Below are 18,350 nucleotides of genomic sequence, written 5' to 3'. Positions count from 1 at the left end.
TTAGACTGCGCAGCCAATGTAATTATCTTTAGTTTTTATTAGTAGTAATATTTTATGAATTCAGTAAATAATACCAAGTACTTCTTTTTTCTATCTTACTTAGCTTTGCTCAGCATGCTAGGTTTTATTGCCACCGATATGTATCTTCCTGCGTTTAAAGCGATTGAAAACACCATGCAGGCATCGCCAGCGCAAGTTGCCAGCACACTCACGAGTTTTCTCGCCGGTTTGGCCATTGGTCAACTATTGTATGGTCCATTAGTCCTACGTATTGGCAAGCGTAATTCCTTGTTAGTCGGTTTAGCCATTTTTGCGGCTGCCAGTTTCTCAATAGCATCGAGTGAAACAGTATTCGCTTTTAATGTGTCACGCTTCTTTCAAGCCATAGGAGCTTGTAGCGCTGGGGTGATCTGGCAAGCTATCGTCATAGAAAAATACGATGCAGCCAAGGCTCAGCGGGTATTTTCGAATATCATGCCTCTAGTGGCGCTTTCACCGGCTTTAGCCCCCTTATTAGGTGCATTAGTATTAGAAAGCACGGGGTGGCAAAGTATTTTCATGATTTTAACTGGGCTGGCCGCCTTTCTTATGTTAATGACACTAATATTTGTGCCCAAAGAAGCAATTGAAAAGCATAAGGCAAGTCAGACTCGCGCTATTTCTAATTGGGGTCTGCTAAATAATACCAAATACTTGGGGAACGTGATCATCTTCGGAGCTTGCTCCGGTGCATTCTTTGCCTATCTAACCGTGTGGCCAATTGTCATGGAGCAACATGGATTCGCTACCAAGGAGATTGGACTGAGCTTTATTCCACAGACGGTTATGTTTATCGTTGGTGGTTATGCCAGTAAAATATTAATAAGGAAAATAGGGACTGAAAAAACACTCTCAGTTCTACTCACGGTATTTGCCCTATGTGTATTAGCCATTGTGGCCAGCACACTGGTCTTTTCTGTTGATACCTTGCTACCTCTGTTAATTTCTTTCTCGGCTTTAGCGGCTGCAAACGGCGCAATCTACCCGATAGTCGTCAATAATGCGCTACAAGAGTTTACCGATAATGCGGCGAAAGCGGCAGGTCTGCAAAACTTCTTACAGATAGGTATCGCCTTCGGTGCCTCAAGTTTAGTCGCTATCTGGGCTGCTCTTGGTGAAGTCGCAATCGGATGGGGAATACTTGCCTGTGCAATTGGAGTACTTGGAGGCTATTGGTTGAGAAAACAGAACTCCTGGTCACAGGTGAAAGCACACTTTGTCACCCCTGATCCTGCGCGTATTGCGCTAAACACTGATAAAACGGATAAAAGTTGATATAAAATAGCCAAATAGCGCCAATATTGACCGTTCAATCAGGTTTAGGCCTTCTTATGATGAAAATGTGCATTTGAGGCCTTTACAAGACTGAGGTGTCACTATATTATTCGCGGCGTTCGGAGAGATGGCAGAGTGGTCGAATGCACCGGTCTTGAAAACCGGCATGGGTTTATAGCCCATCTAGGGTTCAAATCCCTATCTCTCCGCCACATTTAGAAAAGGCCGCTTTAATAAGCGGCTTTTTTGCTATTTATAAAATGGTGATTGAACCCTAGGGTTCCTATTGTTCAGGTCCGCTATCTCACCGCATTCGTTTCGAACAAAGAGTCAGATAAAGCCCAGCAGAAATGTTGGGGCTTTTCGTTTATGACTCCTTTGTTCCTATTGTTTAACTCGGCTATCTCTCCGTCAGATTCAGAAAAACTCCTTATAGAAATTTTCTATCATTTTCCTTTTGTTTAAATCCTTGCTGTTAACAATACCTAGTCTCATCAGTTTAAATCGATTCATGCTAACAATTGATTGCCACTTTCTGACGTTATAGAGGTGCCACAAAAATAATACACAACAAGTTAAAAAGATTAACATCTGTTACTGGTCATATAACTATAAGTTTTTAAAGGCTATTATATTGTTAATTTACTCTACTTTTGGCTATATTTTCTTGTTATCTCGTTTCAACTAGTCCAATGTCTAGTTTTTACAGAATGACGTGTGTTCATCCTGTAGCGGTATATAAAAGGAATTACTCAATGAAGTTTAGAATGAACAAACTCGCCTTAGCCTCTTCGGTATTGCTTTCAGCCTTTGTCTTACAGGCATGCGATAGTGGTTCTACGACTCAGACCCAAGATACAGTGACAGCTGAAAAACAAGTCACAGCTGAGGTAACCGCAATGAAAACTCTGGATATCAATGTTATCTATTTAGACCGCAGAATGTTGCCACCTAATGCAGTACTCGAGGTGACACTGGAAGATATCTCAAAAGCTGATGTTGCTTCAGATCTGATCGCGAGTCAGTCCTTAAAAGATATCGGTACACCTCCTTACGCCGTGAGTATCGAATACGATGCCAGTAAGATACAAGATAAACACAGATATAGCCTGCGTGCGACGATAAAAGTCGAAGACAGCTTAGTGTTTACATCGACCACCAGCATAGATCCTTTTGCCGAGGGCCAGACCAAGCCTATCGAGATTAAACTGGACCGAGTCGCTCGTGCAAAGACAGCGGAGTCGGATAAAAAAGCCAATGCCGAGTTTACCAATACTTATTGGAAACTGATGAGTTTGGGAGATAATCCTGCAAAATTGGGTGCTGGTGAGAAAGAACTTTTTATCCAGTTCGTAGCTGAGAAAAATGTCATCAAGGGTTTTTCTGGTTGTAATAACTTCACTGGCGCTTTCGAGGCGAATCAAGGTAAGTTAACCATGGGGCCGGTAGCGGGTACACGTAAGATGTGTATGCAAGGCATGGATCAGGAACAAGCATTCCTTAAATCTATCGGCGAGTTTGCCAGCTACAGCGTCAATGGTGAAGCACTGACAGTGAAGAGTGATAAGGGCGAACTCATCGCGATTTTCGAGTCTCGTTACATGAACTAGTTTTTGCTGGCGCATTATTGCAGCGCTAGTTAGACAAGATTAAACCCGCTTTTGGCGGGTTTTTCATTTCTGACAAATAATAGGTCTGTGAAATCAGGAATATAAAAATGCCGCTCGAAATGTCGAGCGGCATTTTATTGAGCGAACATCAATCTAAGGCCTATTTTATCAGCTCTGGTTCCATGGCGTGATCATCGTCATGCTGAACACGTGACTTGCTGCCGACTAGCTTTTTAATATCTTCGATAGCGAGATACAAGCATGGGATCAGCATCAGGGTGACCACAGTGGCAAACAGGACACCGAAGGCGAGGGAGGTTGCCATAGGGATCACCATCTTAGCTTGCATGCTGGTTTCTGTCATGATGGGCATCAAGCCGATAAAGGTGGTCAGCGAGGTCAACATGATGGCTCTGAAACGTCTGCAACCCGCCTCAAGTACCGCCGTCTTCATCGCAATTCCCACCTCTCGGGACTTGTTGATGTAATCCACCATCACCAGTGAATCGTTCACTACAACACCGGCAGCAGCAATAATACCGAATAGGGAAAGGGCGCTTAAGTCGATTCCCATGATCATATGGCCGAGCACTGAGCCTATGACGCCGAAGGGGATAACAGCCATGATCATTATGGGTTGGGAGTATGACTTCAGTGGGATGGCCAACAGGCTATAGATGATCAACATGGAGATGATAAAGTCTCTTAACTGAGTCTTAGCGCTGTCCATCTGCTCCTGGATATTTCCCGATACTTCACTTTGTACACGCGGATATTTCTTTAGCAGCTGAGGCATAAAGTTATCACGAATGTCCTGAGCCAGTTTGAAGGGCTCGGCTTGATCGGCATCCACAGAGGCCCAGACATTAATGGTACGGTTACCGTTTTCACGGCGAATGCCATTGACCCCTTGAGTGACTGTGATGTTGACCACTTCTGAAAGGGGAACTTCGGCACCTTCTGGGGTGACAATCAATACTTCGCTGACCTGAGCAATGGAGTTACGCTCTCTTTCGGGATAGCGCAGCATCACCTTTATCTCAGAGCCATGTCTCAAGATACGCTGGGCTTCCAAGCCATAGAAGCTGTTACCTACCTGAGAGGCTATGTCGGCCAAGGTGAGACCCAGACCATAGGCCTGAGGCTTGAGTTTAAACTGTACCTCTTTAGCACTGGATTGACGACTGTCGTTGACATCACCGACACCTTTGAGCGAGTTAAGCTTAGCCTTGAGTTCATTCGAGGCGGCAATCAATTGTTGCTCATCTTTTCCTTCCAGGCGGAAACTGATGTCACCATCGTCACGACCACCACCGAACAAGTTATCCTGAATCTCGAATGACTTCATTCCCGGTATGAGAGGCATGGCTTGACGCCATAGCTCAGCAAGCTCGAAGGTATCTAAGGGCCTAAGCTCGGGATCCACCAGCTTGGTCATGACTTCTGCCGAAGTACGTCCCTTAAGATCGACCTGCATGTCTGAGATCATGCCTTGACCATATTGCTCTTCCAGCCGCTTATCTACATCATAGATGGCCTTCTCGATAGCCAGTGCCGCAGAAAGGGTAGCTTTCTCAGAGGCATCCACGTTCATCTCGAAGTTCACCCGAGGAAAATCATGGGGGATCTTGGGCTGTCCGATGAAGCGGATCATGCCACCGGCGTACAGCCCTGCACAGATCAGTATGAAACTGATAAACAGCATAATAACCGTATAGCGATACTTAACGGCACTGGTGAGCGCCGGGCGGTATATATTCTGAATAAAATACTGTAGACCCGTATCGACCTTGCCTTGAATAAAGTTCACGCCATTACGTAACCAATCCAAAGGATTTTTAGAGCCAGGTTTAACCTTGGTTCTAGGTTTCATTCTGGCCAAATGTGATGGCAAGATGAGCTTAGACTCAACCAAGGAAAATATCAGACACAAGATCACGATATAGCCTATGGCTTTACCGAAAGCAGAGGAGGGACCGTCATCAAGAGTCAGTGGTAAAAATGCAGCTATGGTGGTCAGTACGCCGAATGTTGCAGGCATAGCGACACGTTTTACACCACGGATGACATTTTCCAGACTCTGGCCATTTTTCTCACATTCATCGTGGGCACTCTCACCCATGACGATGGCATCATCCACCACGATACCCAGTACTAAGATGAAGGCAAACAGGCTGATCACGTTCACTGTGACATCGAGCATCGGCATAGGCATGAAGAGTAGGGTGCCGAGGAAACAAACCGGCAGACCCATCATGACCCAGAATGCCAGGCGCACCCGCAGGAATAGGGCTAACATAAGGAAAACCAGCACCGCACCAGTTTTCATGCTATCTAACATGAGATCTAAACGGCCTTCAAGATAATAGGTCATGTCTACCCAGGTCTCTAGCTTAAGCCCGTCAGGTAGCACTTGCTGTTTCTCAGCCACATAGGCTTTAACTATATCGGCTACATCTGTCATGCTTTGATCGTTTGCGGCCCCGATAAAGAAAGTGACCGAGTTTTTACCGTTAAACTTCGAATATTGAATGCCCTCTTCGAAACCGTCAATGACGGTGGCGATATCTCCCAAGAGCACATTGGTACCGTCTTGTAAGGTGATTAAGGGCAGGTTCTCGAACTCGTAACCAACGTAGGCCTGATTTTGAATTCTAAGGTTGATGTAACCGTTCTCGGCGCGGATCTGACCCGCTGACATGTTACGGGAGAAGCCGCGAACGGCTGCGGCTACATCATTGAACGTGAGCCCAAACTCTCGCAACCTGTCTCTACTCACTTCGATGGCTATCTCATAATCAAGACCGCCGTAGAAATCGGTGATGTTAACCAAGGGAAGTTGCATCAACTCATCATGGATTTTTTCACCTAGTACCTTGAGTTGTCTCGGCGTCATATCACCGTACAAACTCATATAGAGCACTTCCTGACGCAATTTAATGCGCTCGACCTTAGGCCTTTCCATGCCATCGGGGAAACTGGATATGGAGTCGATGGCAGATTTTATCTCGTCGAGTACGATTTGTGGATTGTAAGAGTCCTCTATACGAAAATAACCAGTGGCCGAGTTTCGGTTAGAATAGGTGATCACACGTTTGAGCCCCTGAACACTCTCCAGCGCCTCTTCAACTTTTATGGTGATGCCTTCCTCTACTTCTTGAGGCGCAGCGCCGGGATAGAAGGCATTAAACTCGACCCAGTTGATCTCAATCTGAGGGAAAAACTGTTTACGTATGGTGTCGGCGGTCAAGAGACCACCTAAGATGATAATGAGCATCAAGAGGTTAGCCGCGACACTGTTGCGAGCAAACCAGGCTATGATGCCAGTTTGTGTTTCTTGCTCGCCAGCCGAAGGCGCAGATGTTTGATTAGTGTCTGACATGGACTATTCCTTCTCTTCCATGGCGAGTTTCGTCTTAGACTCTTCGGAGCCATCGTCTTGCTGCAGTTTGTCTTCCGGTAGGGCAAGCTGCATGCCTTCGACTGGATAATCGAGCGCGGAGGTGATCACATTCATTCCTTGTTCGAGACCTTCGGAGATCACCACTTCTGCACCGAATTGACGGATGATGTTGACGGTTTTATAGGTGAGTTTCTTGTCATCATTGAGTACTGCAATTTGTCCGTTGACGACTAAGTGTCTCGGCAGTACGGTTACATTTCCGGCCTGAGTGCCTGCAATGTTGGCAGTAACATAGGTACCAAACCTGAGTTCACTCTTTTTTGACGCTAAACCATAAGGGTCGATGACTTCGGCGACCAGGTAAGTCATACGGCTGAGTTTATCGATAACTCCTTCGCTACGCACTATGATGCCAGTCCACTCTTGCTGCTTGCCACCTAGGTCGGCAACGAGAGTCACTTGTGCATGCTTACCTTTATTGATTAGGTATTGGATGTCTTTATCTGCCAAAGGCAAACGAATCTCGGCCTTATGGGTACTTAACACCTTGCCAAGGGGAGTTCCCATGCTGACATAGGAACCTAATCCTATGGTTCGACTTTCTATGAGGGCATCATAAGGCGCCTTGATCACAGTACGTTCGACGTTGCGAAGTGCACGTTTAAGGCCTGCTTCGGTGGATTTAAGCTTGGCTATCTCTTGGGCGAGCTGTGGTTTACGCAGGCTCAACTCCGAGGGGACGCCATCTTTAATGCGTTTCCACTCCTCTTCGGCTACCTTGCCGTAAGCTTTTTCCTGCACTAAAGTGGCTCTTGCTGAGGCCAGGTTGGCTTCGGCATCGATGAGATCGGCATCGTAATCACTGAGATCTATTTTCGCGAGAATGTCGCCTTTCTTCACGAATCCTCCACGAACGAAGCTTTCTGACAGGTAAATGATCTCGCCGTTAACTTGAGAAACCAATTCCGTTTCATACTTGGCGTTGACCACGCCGTAGGAGCTGACGGTAAAGGTCATAGGGTTGAATTCAACCTGTTTAACGGCAACTAAAGGCGTATTGTCTATCGCTTCCTTCTCTTGGGGAGGCTGTTTCAGTGCTGATATAGCAAAGAAACCACCGATCCCGAGGGATAATACGACAATAGGCAAAATAATTTGTTTTTTTGTAGCCACGAACACTTCCTCTTGTTGAAGCTTGGATTTTTATATTTTTGTAGAACAGCCTTACTATGGCTAGTCCAAATTAATACATTGGCGAAAGACTTTTTTTGACTTATATATGTTAAATGATCTGTGTCGATGTTACATGCTCATTGTGTAAATTTGTATGTCGTAATTCATGGCTATTTTATTGCCGACTAAATGTCGGCTTACTCAATGTAAATGCTGATGTTTTATTCGATTGCTGCGTTTGGTTTTATTAACACTAAACGTGTAAGTTTTTAACTTGTCTACAGGGCGCCCATTTATCGACCATAATTTGATCGACATCACTATCTCTTCATACCTGAGTGTTAGTCTGAATAGGCTAACTAAACACAGCTATCTAGTGAATAAACAGAATTTTATTACAGCATTCAATTCTGTTTATATTGAAATCGAGGGAAGGTTATGACTGATTTAGACCATAGATTTGGCGTAAAAGAGGCCAATTTAGTCGTCAGATATTTAAAGCTTGAAGGGATCACACCAGATAACAAAAACAAACTAGTCGCTAGTATTGATCTGATTATCGGTATCGACAGTGTTTCATATGATGAGTCTGCAAGGACATTAAAAATGGCCTACGATGCTAGTCATTGTGATCTGGACCTGTTTGAAAGGTTAATTCAAGCGCAGGGAGCAGACCTTTCACAGGGGATATGGACTCGGGTTAAAGAGGGATTTTATAAGTATGTCGATCAGAACGTGAAAGATAACGCAGAGCACGATCCATATTGTAATAACGCTTTACCCAAAGCTTTACCTGGCAGTAGGAAAAGATAAGACACTATTTATTTATACTCGTTAGAATCATGAAAAATTGCTACTTTCATTAATTTATCCTTGTTGGCTGCACTCTCTAAAAGAGTGCAGCTCTTTAGCTTTATTTCATCAAGCTTCATCTGTCCAAGTTTCGATTGAATGAAAGCCGCTAATACCATTTTCCATCCCCAAAAATTTGAATAGAGATTTTACTCTATTCTTCTACGTCAAAAAATTTAGGCATCGAAATCAATATCTGATTATCGAAGTTTTAATTTTATACAGCATATTATCTTAGAACAGCAATGGGCAAAGGCTTACAAGATTAATCTAAGATCTCTCGTTAAGATAATTATCTATATAATCGGACATATCAATTAGCGGTTGTCAAAATTCAACTTTCGAATGAAATATGAGCTTTACCTTTATGCTTATTATTCATAAATATTATAAAAGATAATTATTTTTAATAAAAAATACCGAGTAAATGTATTTGTTTGTATCGTTAAATCAGTCTGAATCGACTTTTTGTTACTCTGGTAACCATAATGTAAGTTATTGTTTATGAGTGATTAGCACGGGCTTTTAATCTGTTTCACTATTATCTGGAACATTCGTTCCACTTATATTGGTTTACAAAATTGCAACCTGGTTGAATTAATGTGTGTGAATTATTCTCTTGCGATTATAAATTTGTTAGTTAAAATCAGCTGATTCAATTTACTTGATTAATTTTAACTCTAGAATCCATCTTAATTAGAAAGTCAATAGGTAAAAAGAGGGGGGTACCCTTAAGAAACATATTTTTTTGTAGTAAATATATAATTAATTGGAATAGGTTTTAGCCTATTATAGCCGTATATGGAGATTTAACATGGCAAAAGATGGCACAGTTGCGCCTAAAGAGCGTATCAATATCAAATATGTCCCTGCAACGGGCGATCAACAGGCAGAAATGGAACTTCCGCTGAAGATGTTAATCATCGGTGACTTTAAAGGACACCCCGAAGATACCCAGCTCGAAGAAAGAAAATCCGTTTCAATCAATAAAACTAATTTCGAATCTGTTATGAAAGAAAGTGAGCTGTCAATTAAGGCTACAGTTGCCAATAAATTGACAGATAACGAAGCTGATGAGCTGGATATCGAATTAAACTTCACTTCTTTAAAAGATTTTTCTCCCGATTCTATTGCGGAACAAATTCCGGAAATTAAAAAGCTTATCGAATTGAGAGAGGCCTTAGTCGCCCTCAAAGGGCCTCTGGGTAATATCCCTTCATTTAGAACTAAGCTGCAAGAGCTCATTGAGACCAAAGATTCTCGGGAGCAATTATTGGCCGAACTTCAAAATCTAGACAGTTAATACAAGCAGTATTATTTACTCAGATTTTATACGAGTGAAGGGATAAATAGATCTCGTCATTCGACGATCCATTTAAGGAATAAAATTCATGGAATCTATGGATAAAGCGGTTGAAAGCAACCAGGCTCTCGGTGCTAATTTACTGGATGAAGTATTAGCTCAAACTAAGATAACCCCCGTCGATGAAGGCTATGATATTGCAAAGAAAGGCGTGGCAGCATTCATCAGCAATGTGATTGCCAGTCGTGATAGCAGTGAGCCGGTTAATAAAGCTCTTGTCGATAAGATGTTAGTCGAGTTGGATAAGAAGATCAGTAGTCAGATGGACGCTGTGCTTCATAATGAGACTGTGCAGCAGATGGAGTCTTCATGGAGAAATCTTAAGCTGTTGATCGATAGAACCGATTTCAGAGAAAACATCAAGCTTGAACTCCTGCATGTGACTAAGGATGAGTTACTGGATGATTTTGAGTTTGCACCGGAAACAGTGCAGTCTGGCCTCTATAAACATGTGTATTCATCGGGATATGGTCAATTTGGTGGCGAGCCCATCGCTGCCATTGTAGCTAACTACGCCTTTACGCCTTCATCACAAGACATGAAGTTGCTGCAATATGTTGGGGCGATTGGTGCCATGGCACATGCACCGTTTCTCTCTTCGGTTGCACCTGAGTTCTTCGGTATAGATTCATTCGAAGAATTGCCTAACCTAAAAGATCTTAAGTCTACTTTCGAGAGCCCTAAATACACTAAATGGCGTTCATTGAGAGAATCTGAAGATGCCAGGTATCTTGGGTTAACTGCGCCTCGCTTCTTGCTGCGTGTGCCATATGATCCTATCGATAATCCTATCGGCTCTTTTAATTACCGTGAGGATGTCAGCGAGAGTCATGAAGATTACCTTTGGGGTAACACGGCCTTTGCATTGGCCACACGTCTGACAGAGAGCTTCGCTAAATATCGCTGGTGCCCGAACATCATAGGTCCGCAAAGTGGCGGCGCAGTCGAGGACTTGCCTGTGCATGTGTTCGAGTCTATGGGGTCCTTGCAGGCAAAAATTCCAACGGAAGTCTTGATCACAGACCGCAAAGAGTTCGAATTAGCCGATGAAGGCTTTATCAGCTTAACCATGCGTAAAGGTAGTGACAATGCTGCTTTCTTCTCGGCAAACTCGATCCAGAAGCCGAAGGTATTCCCTAATACCAAGGAAGGTAAGGAAGCCGAAACTAACTATAAGTTAGGTACTCAGATCCCTTACATGATGATCATCAACCGTTTAGCGCATTATATCAAGGTGCTACAAAGGGAACAGATAGGTTCATGGAAAGAGCGTCAAGATCTTGAACGTGAACTGAATACTTGGTTGAAACAGTTTGTCGCCGATCAGGAAAATCCACCAGCAGAAGTCAGAAGTCGACGTCCACTGCGCGCGGCTAAGATCGAAGTGATGGACGTACAAGGTGAGCCGGGTTGGTATCAGGTCACCATGTCGGTTCGTCCGCATTTCAAATATATGGGTGCTAACTTTGAACTTTCCTTGGTGGGTCGTTTAGACCAGGAGTAGTGATTTGTACACCAATGACAGAACCTACTGTGTCAGCTTCTTCGAGCGACTAGGTAGCGACATAGATCTGCCCTCGACCGGGGTAGAGTCTATTGAATATGTCATTGCTTCGATAAAACGTAATATCTCCGGCCTGCTTAATACCCGGGTCGGAGAATCCCAAAGTTGCCCTGAACTTGGTTTGTTCGATTTCAACGACGCAAATTCAGGCAGCTTCGATTTGGGAGTCAGAATCAAAGCCGGCATTAAGGCATGTATCGAACGCTTCGAACCTAGGCTAACTCAGCTGGATATTCGAGTATTACACGATGATACCTGTCCTTTTAGCCTACGATTTCATATTCATGGCAAGATCAGCGTTAAATCGATAAAGGAAAAGGTCGAGATCGATCTCGTTCTCGACAGTAATCGGACCTATAGGGTGAGTTAGAGTGTCTCAAGACAAGTATTTCAGGGATGAATTAGCGTTTCTGAGGGAGCAGGGAAAGCAGTTTTCCGATCTTCACCCTCATCTTGCACGCTACCTGCACGGCAATAATACCGATCCGGATATAGAGCGTCTGCTCGAAGGATTTGCATTTTTGACTGGCAGGTTAAGGGAAAAAATAGAAGATGAGTTTCCCGAACTCACTCACTCTATGATCAACATGCTATGGCCTAATTACCTGCGTCCGGTGCCCAGCACCAGTATCGTCAGTTTCTCCCCATTAGAACGTGGCATCAGTCATAGACAAGGGATAGAGAAGGGCTGCATGTTGAATAGCAGACCTGTGTCTGGACAAGTGTGTCACTTTTCCACCTGCCGCGATGTCAATGTCTATCCTCTGCTGGTGGATAAGGTAGAGGACTTTCATTCGCGAGAAGCGTCCATCATAGATATCCATTTCACCAATTTGAGCGATCTGCCCTTAAATGAGATAGGACTCGAAGATCTTCGTTTCTATCTCGGTGGACAAAATTACAGTGCGCAGATGCTCTACCTCTGGTTGAATCATTATCTCGAGGGAATGGCTATCTGTGTCGGAGATAAGCAGTATTCTCTGCCTAAGAGTTGTTTCAAGAGTGTCGGCTTCGACAGTGGTGACGGTATCTTGCCTTATCCGAAGAATGTCTATGAAGGCTACCGAATTTTACAGGAATACCTGGCGTTCCCCGATGCCTTCATGTTCTTCGACATTTGTAAGATCCATAAATGCTTGCCAAGTGGCCTCACTGGTAATTTCTCGCTTAAATTAACCTTCTCCCGCACCTTACCTGCGGACGTGTTTATTAAGCAAGAGACGTTTCAACTCTATTGTGTGCCTGTGATGAACCTGTTTAAACATGATGCCGATCCTATCGACCTCACCGGCAAGAAGATCGAGTATCCCATATTTCCGTCTAGCCGTTCGCCGGAGAACTTCGAGATATTCAGTGTCGACAAGGTGCAGGGCTGGCTGGATTCAGACTCTGGCAGAATGCGCGGCGAAGAGCGGATTTATAGTCCGTTCGAGAGCTTCCAACACGAAGTGGAGCGGGTTAGAAATCGCGTGGCACTCTACTACCGCCTCAGGGTTAAGGAGAGCATTCGTGAAGATGGTTTCGACCATTTCCTCTCCTTCGTTAGGGGAGATGAAACCTTAAGTTTCGATGGTAACGAAGCCGTGTCGTTATCGCTGACATGCACCAACCGTCAACTGCCGATGCAATTGGGAAAGGGGGATATCTGTGTCGCCACCGACAGCTCACCTAATTTCGCTACTTTTAAGAACATTACCGAGCCCAATGCATCACTGAGACCCGTGCTCGATGGCAGTATGCTGTGGACCCTTATCTCAAATTTATCCCTTAACTATTTGTCTCTGTTATCTAAAGATGCCCTGTGCTCGATCATCCGGGCCTATGACTTTAAGGCATTGATCGACCGTCAAGCTGAACGAGTGACCCAGAAGCGTCTCGATGGCATTGTTAGCATCGAATCCAGGCCAACCGAGCGAATTTTGCGGGGACTGCCTGTACGTGGTCTGCTGTCAGAAATTGTATTAGATCAAACTTGCTTCGGATCCGAGGGAGATCTCTACCTGTTCGGCACTGTGTTAAGCCGATTCTTCGCTCTCTACGCCAGCATCAATTCATTTCATGAGTTGATTGTGATCAATGCAGCCAATCAGGAACAGTACACATGGGATATTCAGATTGGCCAGCAACCTCTGATCTAGCAGATGAGAGTGAAGGGCACAAGCAAGTAGAGAATGTAAGGTCGTATAATTTTTTTCAGCTGGTTGAATTACTGCATAAATTAGAGGGGAACGATCCCGAAGAGCAATCTTGGGAGAGTTTGGGGAAACTATTTTTTACCGCAAACCCAAGTTTGGGATTTGCGCCGAGCGATGTGAGCGCAATGCACAGACATCCGGGGAACAGGGTCCAGTTAGAGACGACGTTTCTCGGATTAAACGGGGCTCAGTCACCGCTGCCCAGCTATATGCTGGAGCAACTTATTTTTGATGAGACCAATATCAAGCGTGATTTTCTGGATTTTTTTAATAATCGCTTGATCGCCTTATTTTATCGGTCCTGGCGTAAGTATCGCTATTACATACGTTTTCAAGATGATGCCGTGGATAAGTTTTCTTCACAGGTGTTTGCCCTGGTGGGGCTGGCCAATGAAGACATTCGCGGCGATACGCCGATTAACTGGTGCAAGATGCTGGCCTATGCCGGCACCTTAGCCGGACGCAGTCGCTCACCGCAAACAGTAGCCGGTATCGTGGCCCATTGTTTCGAACTCGAAGATGTGTCAATCAGGCAGTGGGAGTTTCGTCATGTACAGATCCCGGATTCCCAGCGTTGCATCTTAGGTCAGCGCAATGTGTCCTTAGGTCAGGACACCATGCTGGGGTCGAGAGTCGGCGATATTACCGGTAAGTTCGTTTTGTGTATCAAGAACTTATCGCTCGAGCGATTTAAGGATTTTCTGCCTTCGGGTAAGGAGTACAAGGCCCTGTGTAAGGTGATGGAAGTGATACTCAGAGAGCAGATGGCATTCGATTTTGAGCTGACACTCAAGACTGATGAGGTTCCGCTGTTAAGGCTCGGAGAGGGCAAGGGGGGTCAACTTGGCTGGTCATCATTTCTGGGACAGGCTGAGATTGAAAATCAGCAAGTATTGATACAAATTAGACAGTAAAGAGGGTCGAAGTGGATAAAGTAATTTCATTAAATATTGTTAATTCTCAGATGCTTGATGCGGGACTGCTCCCTTACATTCGTTTTACCAAGCAAGGCGGAGTCATAGGAAGCAGCCCTGGTGCAGATTGGCAATTAAAGCACCGTTTAAATGAAGTTAAGGCGCAGCAATGTCGCATTCTATGGCTGGATGAACAATTTTGTGTCGAAGATTTGTGTGGTGAAGTCTTCGTCAATCAATCGTCTATGCCAATAGGCCTGAATCGCATGGCTAGCCTGAATGAAAATGATGAAATCTCCATCGGTCCCTACAAGGTCAGAATATCTCTGGGGAGCGAGAACGAGCGTTCATCGGCAATGACCAAACAGTTATCTGAGATGTTTGATGAGCAAGCCTTATCGGATCTCACCCAGACGTCGGCTTTATCGGCGGGCTTGGTTGCCGAGGTGAAGCTCGCCGCCATCGACGATCCCATGCAAGCTTTGGATGCACTGGAGCAGCAGGGGAGAAATAAAGTACTGAGCTTTACCTCATTAGACCCAGAGCAGGAAACAGAGATGAGTCTGATAGACAGTCAGCTCCTGGGCTCAGATAAAGAGTTAACCATGCAGGCAGATTCCGAGTACACACAAGACTCGGCTATCGCATTGAAGAAGCATACTTATTTGGATAATTTTACCATGGACGAAAAAACGTTAGATTTATTGGAATCTGAATTACATACGGATTTTGACAAGAATTCAGTGCCATCGATTCACCCTGTGGGTAATCACCTCACCGCCGGACCTCTGTTTCGTGGTCTGGGCGTACAGCTTGGTGATGTGCGCGACAGCGAGCAGATGCAGGCCATCTCGGTGGATCTTGGGGCGTCACTTAAAGCCGCCATTTCCGGCATCTTGTCACTGCATGACACGGCCAGTCAGGGTCGCTATCAGCTGATGAACAAGAATTTGCAACCTATCGAGGATAATCCTCTGAGACTGGGTCTGAATTATGAAGACACAGTAAAGACCCTGTTTGATGATGACCGAAGCCCGGTACATCTCTCTTCAGCATCGGCAATTACTGAGAGTTTACAGTCGGTTGAGCAGCATAACCAAGCGGTACAGACGGCAATATCTGAGGCGCTGGATTACATCTTGATGGCTTTCTCTCCGGAGAAGTTGCTTAAGCGTTTCAGTCAGTACCGCAAGAGCAGCGATGCCAACCTTGAGACTGGCGATAAGTGGGCCTGGTCTATGTATGAAAAGTACTATGCCGAACTCACCTCTAATCGTCAAAAAGGCTTCGAGAAACTGTTCTGGGAAGTCTTCGAGCAGGCTTACGATCGCAAGCTGCGTGAACTTCAAAGGGATTGTTGATGAATCGCCTGCGCTTGGGTCTCATGCTTGTAGTCTTGAGTCAGTTGTTTGCATGTAGTAGCTCCAAGCCTAAAGACCTGCCGACCATACTGACCTACAGCATATTGGCTCTGGATGAGGTTAACCCAAATCTAGAGGGAAAACCGTCGCCGTTAGCTTTTCAGGTGTTCGAGCTCGAGGATGATTCCAAGCTGCTCGCTGCCGACTATGATTCGCTGATCGAAGATCATGAAGATGCGCTGGGAACCAACTATGTCGATCACAGTGATTACACCATGCTTCCGGGGCAGTTTAAGTTTATCGAGCCAAAAGCTATCGATGAAGACACACGTTATATCGGTGTGATGGCCCAATACGGCGATCCTGAGGTGTCTCAATGGAAGAAAGTCATCAAAATTAAATCAATTGGCCGTGAGTACCATCTACTGATCTTGCTTAAAGAACAGGAAGTCATACTGGATAAAGTGGAATAAACATGTCGTCAAGAAATAGAGTAATTTGGGCCGAAGGTCTATTCATCAAACCACAACATTTTCAGCAGCAGCAAAGATATTTTGAATACGTAACCGATGTGAGGTTGTCTTCGGTAAACGGATACCTCTACGGAATATCTGAACTGGAATTGAATCCCGAGTACCTGAGCTTCGGTCGTATCGCCATACAAAGAGCCAAGGGAGTGATGCCCGATGGCACTGTGTTCAACATGCCTCAGGAAGATCTGCTCCCTAATGCCCTGGAGGTCGTGGATGGATCCTTGGCCAACCAGATTGTTTACTTGGCCTTATCTCTTCGCAGCGATTCGATAACCGAGGTAGCCGAGACCTCAGAGTCCGGTAACTCCCGTTATGTGATGCGCCGTCATGAAGTGCGGGATCTCCACAGTCCTCAGGGAGACTTCTCCACCATAGAAGTGAGTCCGCTACATATGCGCTTGATGCTGGAGAAGGAAGATCGCAGTGCTTATAGTTCGGTGGCCATCGCCAAAATATTGGAAAAACGCCCCGACGGCAGCGTGGTACTCGATCCCCATTTCATTCCCTGTAACCTCAATGTTGTCGGGGTGCCATTTTTGCACCGTTTCATCGGTGAGATGGCGGGTTTGATGCGAGAGCGGGCAAAAAATATCGCTCAACGTATCGGCTCCCCTAGTCAGGGTGGTGTGGCGGATGTGTCTGATTTCATGCTACTCCAGTCACTGAACCGTATGCAGCCAATCCTGCAACATATTTCTCAACTAAAAAGCCTGCATCCGGAGCAACTCTATCAGCAGTTGGTCAGTATTTGTGGTGAATTGTTTTCATTCACCGACGACAGCCGCTTAGCCCCCACATTCAGCCCCTATGATCATGATATGCCAGTACAGTCTTTCTCACTGTTGATGTCCATGTTGCGTCAGTCGTTGAGTATCGTGCTCGAGCCAAAAGCCGTGTCTCTGCAGCTACATAAGCGTAAGTACGGCCTGATGGTAGCGCCAGTTCAGGATCCGGAGCTTATCAAGGATGCCGACTTCATCCTCGCGGTTCGCGCCAAGATCCCATTGGAGGAGCTGAAGAAATTGTTTATTCAACAGACCAAGATTGCCTCAGTTGAGAAAATTCGTGAACTTATTTCACTGCAACTACCGGGTGTGGGTCTGACGCCTCTGCCTGTCGCACCTAGGCAACTGCCTTATCACGCAGGTTATACCTATTTTCAGCTAGATCGATCGAGCCCGTCATGGCAGATGCTGAACCATTCCAGTGGTTTTGCCTTCCACGTTGCCGGTGATTTCCCAGAGCTTGAGCTGCAGTTCTGGGCAATAAGGAGTTAATGCGATGAAACCCCAGAAACAATCCCTTACCGAGCAACAACTGGACGATGTCCTGTTCGATGAGGTGAGCAATATCGACGCCGATAAAGAGTATTGGTTCCAATTACGTGGCGACAACATCAATCAACTGATCGATGCGGCGTCTCCTCTGATTGGCATGGTACTCAGGGTCAGGAAACTGGCGGATTTGCAGGATGTGCAGCAGCTCTATGATAACAGTGTCGATGATATCTCTGCTATAGAGGCTGAGCTCACCGAGTCCGGTTACGATCGCGCCATCATATTAGCTTATCGTTACGTGCTGTGCTGCTTCATCGATGAGGCCGTGATGAACACGGCCTGGGGAGCCGACAGTGTCTGGGCGCAGCACTCACTCTTGACCCGGTTTCATAATGAAACCTGGGGCGGCGAGAAAGTTTTCAGTATCTTACAGCGTTTAGAGACGGAGCCAGGAACCTATCAGGAGTTGCTTGAGTTTATCTATCTGTGTTTCAGCTTGGGTTTCGAAGGCAGATATAAGGTCATGGAAAATGGACGTGAGGAGTTCGACAAGATAGTTAACCGCCTGTTTGAGACCCTAAGGAACCTCAGAGAAGAGGAGCCACAGCTGCTGACCAGCGCCACCGAACATGTGGTCAATACCCGCTTTCAGATCGGCAGACAGATGCCCATCTGGACCGTGTTTGCAGGTTTTTTTGCCATGCTGACCGTGATATTTATCTTTTATTCTGTGTCCCTTGCCAATAAGTCTGCCGGCGTGTTGGACAAACTTTATCAGATCTTAAATTAAG

General features: G+C 45.4%; 15 protein-coding genes and 1 tRNA gene. 13 read left to right on the top strand and 3 right to left on the bottom strand.

What is annotated here, in order from left to right; genetic code table 11:
• Positions 1-54: 54 nt before the first annotated feature.
• The 3 genes from punC (at position 55) to FS373_RS15865 (ending at position 2,924) form a co-directional block, all read left to right on the top strand.
• A complete protein-coding gene (gene punC / locus FS373_RS15875; RefSeq protein ID WP_144046644.1) occupies positions 55-1,314 on the top strand; it encodes a purine nucleoside transporter PunC in 1,260 nt (419 codons plus the stop codon).
• A 121-nt stretch (positions 1,315-1,435) separates the two neighbouring features.
• Positions 1,436-1,526: transfer RNA gene (locus FS373_RS15870), tRNA-Ser, on the top strand.
• Between the two features lie 543 nt (positions 1,527-2,069).
• A complete protein-coding gene (locus FS373_RS15865) occupies positions 2,070-2,924 on the top strand; it encodes an META domain-containing protein (protein ID WP_144046643.1) in 855 nt (284 codons plus the stop codon).
• A 160-nt stretch (positions 2,925-3,084) separates the two neighbouring features.
• Here the strand turns inward: FS373_RS15865 and FS373_RS15860 are convergent, their stop codons facing one another.
• Positions 3,085-6,306, bottom strand: a complete 3,222-nt coding sequence (locus tag FS373_RS15860) for an efflux RND transporter permease subunit (protein WP_144046642.1) — start codon at positions 6,304-6,306, stop codon at positions 3,085-3,087.
• A 3-nt stretch (positions 6,307-6,309) separates the two neighbouring features.
• Positions 6,310-7,500, bottom strand: a complete 1,191-nt coding sequence (locus FS373_RS15855) for an efflux RND transporter periplasmic adaptor subunit (protein WP_144046641.1) — start codon at positions 7,498-7,500, stop codon at positions 6,310-6,312.
• Positions 7,501-7,938: 438 nt separating this feature from the next.
• Here FS373_RS15855 and FS373_RS15850 point away from each other — a divergent pair, with 438 nt between their 5' ends.
• Positions 7,939-8,313 carry a cation transporter gene (locus FS373_RS15850; protein WP_144046640.1) on the top strand — a complete coding sequence of 125 codons (375 nt, stop codon included), beginning with the start codon at positions 7,939-7,941 and terminating at the stop codon, positions 8,311-8,313.
• Between the two features lie 8 nt (positions 8,314-8,321).
• On the opposite strand, the gene FS373_RS32050 is transcribed toward FS373_RS15850, so the two are convergent.
• Positions 8,322-8,471, bottom strand: a complete 150-nt coding sequence (locus FS373_RS32050; RefSeq protein ID WP_185976831.1) for a hypothetical protein — start codon at positions 8,469-8,471, stop codon at positions 8,322-8,324.
• Between the two features lie 695 nt (positions 8,472-9,166).
• On the opposite strand from FS373_RS32050, the gene tssB reads away from it, so the two are divergent.
• From tssB to icmH, 9 genes are all read left to right on the top strand, one after another.
• Complete coding sequence (gene tssB, locus FS373_RS15845; RefSeq protein ID WP_144046639.1) at positions 9,167-9,655, top strand: type VI secretion system contractile sheath small subunit; 489 nt, start codon at positions 9,167-9,169, stop codon at positions 9,653-9,655.
• An 88-nt stretch (positions 9,656-9,743) separates the two neighbouring features.
• Positions 9,744-11,219, top strand: a complete 1,476-nt coding sequence (gene tssC, locus FS373_RS15840) for a type VI secretion system contractile sheath large subunit (RefSeq protein WP_152829837.1) — start codon at positions 9,744-9,746, stop codon at positions 11,217-11,219.
• Positions 11,220-11,223: 4 nt separating this feature from the next.
• On the top strand, positions 11,224-11,649 hold the full coding sequence (gene tssE, locus FS373_RS15835; protein WP_144046638.1) for a type VI secretion system baseplate subunit TssE: 426 nt from the start codon (positions 11,224-11,226) through the stop codon (positions 11,647-11,649).
• Between the two features lies 1 nt (position 11,650).
• Positions 11,651-13,417, top strand: coding sequence for a type VI secretion system baseplate subunit TssF (gene tssF, locus FS373_RS15830; RefSeq protein ID WP_322619512.1), 1,767 nt, complete (start codon positions 11,651-11,653; stop codon positions 13,415-13,417).
• A complete protein-coding gene (gene tssG, locus FS373_RS15825; protein ID WP_144046637.1) occupies positions 13,381-14,388 on the top strand; it encodes a type VI secretion system baseplate subunit TssG in 1,008 nt (335 codons plus the stop codon). Before tssF ends, tssG begins: the two co-directional genes overlap by 37 nt.
• 11 nt (positions 14,389-14,399) lie before the next feature.
• Positions 14,400-15,749, top strand: coding sequence for a type VI secretion system-associated FHA domain protein TagH (gene tagH, locus FS373_RS15820; RefSeq protein WP_144046636.1), 1,350 nt, complete (start codon positions 14,400-14,402; stop codon positions 15,747-15,749).
• Positions 15,749-16,222 carry a type VI secretion system lipoprotein TssJ gene (tssJ, locus tag FS373_RS15815; RefSeq protein WP_144046635.1) on the top strand — a complete coding sequence of 158 codons (474 nt, stop codon included), beginning with the start codon at positions 15,749-15,751 and terminating at the stop codon, positions 16,220-16,222. The genes tagH and tssJ overlap by 1 nt, the downstream gene beginning before the upstream one ends.
• A gap of 2 nt (positions 16,223-16,224) precedes the next feature.
• Positions 16,225-17,559, top strand: a complete 1,335-nt coding sequence (gene tssK / locus FS373_RS15810) for a type VI secretion system baseplate subunit TssK (RefSeq protein WP_152829836.1) — start codon at positions 16,225-16,227, stop codon at positions 17,557-17,559.
• Between the two features lie 4 nt (positions 17,560-17,563).
• Positions 17,564-18,349, top strand: a complete 786-nt coding sequence (icmH, locus tag FS373_RS15805; protein ID WP_144046634.1) for a type IVB secretion system protein IcmH/DotU — start codon at positions 17,564-17,566, stop codon at positions 18,347-18,349.
• The last annotated feature ends 1 nt before the right edge of the window (position 18,350 follow it).

It is taken from the genome of Shewanella sp. YLB-07 (assembly GCF_009377275.1).
Note: the sequence above shows the minus strand (reverse complement) of the source record. Positions and strands in the feature narration are given on the sequence as shown.

Bases quoted from the DNA above. Each gene is read 5' to 3' on its own strand.
- punC (WP_144046644.1), top strand. From the start codon at position 55: ATGAATTCAGTAAATAATACCAAGTACTTCTTTTTTCTATCTTACTTA.
- FS373_RS15865 (WP_144046643.1), top strand. From the start codon at position 2,070: ATGAAGTTTAGAATGAACAAACTCGCCTTAGCCTCTTCGGTATTGCTT.
- FS373_RS15860 (WP_144046642.1), bottom strand. From the start codon at position 6,306: ATGTCAGACACTAATCAAACATCTGCGCCTTCGGCTGGCGAGCAAGAA.
- FS373_RS15850 (WP_144046640.1), top strand. From the start codon at position 7,939: ATGACTGATTTAGACCATAGATTTGGCGTAAAAGAGGCCAATTTAGTC.
- FS373_RS32050 (WP_185976831.1), bottom strand. From the start codon at position 8,471: ATGGTATTAGCGGCTTTCATTCAATCGAAACTTGGACAGATGAAGCTT.
- tssB (WP_144046639.1), top strand. From the start codon at position 9,167: ATGGCAAAAGATGGCACAGTTGCGCCTAAAGAGCGTATCAATATCAAA.
- tssC (WP_152829837.1), top strand. From the start codon at position 9,744: ATGGAATCTATGGATAAAGCGGTTGAAAGCAACCAGGCTCTCGGTGCT.
- tssG (WP_144046637.1), top strand. From the start codon at position 13,381: ATGGGATATTCAGATTGGCCAGCAACCTCTGATCTAGCAGATGAGAGT.
- tssJ (WP_144046635.1), top strand. From the start codon at position 15,749: ATGAATCGCCTGCGCTTGGGTCTCATGCTTGTAGTCTTGAGTCAGTTG.
- tssK (WP_152829836.1), top strand. From the start codon at position 16,225: ATGTCGTCAAGAAATAGAGTAATTTGGGCCGAAGGTCTATTCATCAAA.
- icmH (WP_144046634.1), top strand. From the start codon at position 17,564: ATGAAACCCCAGAAACAATCCCTTACCGAGCAACAACTGGACGATGTC.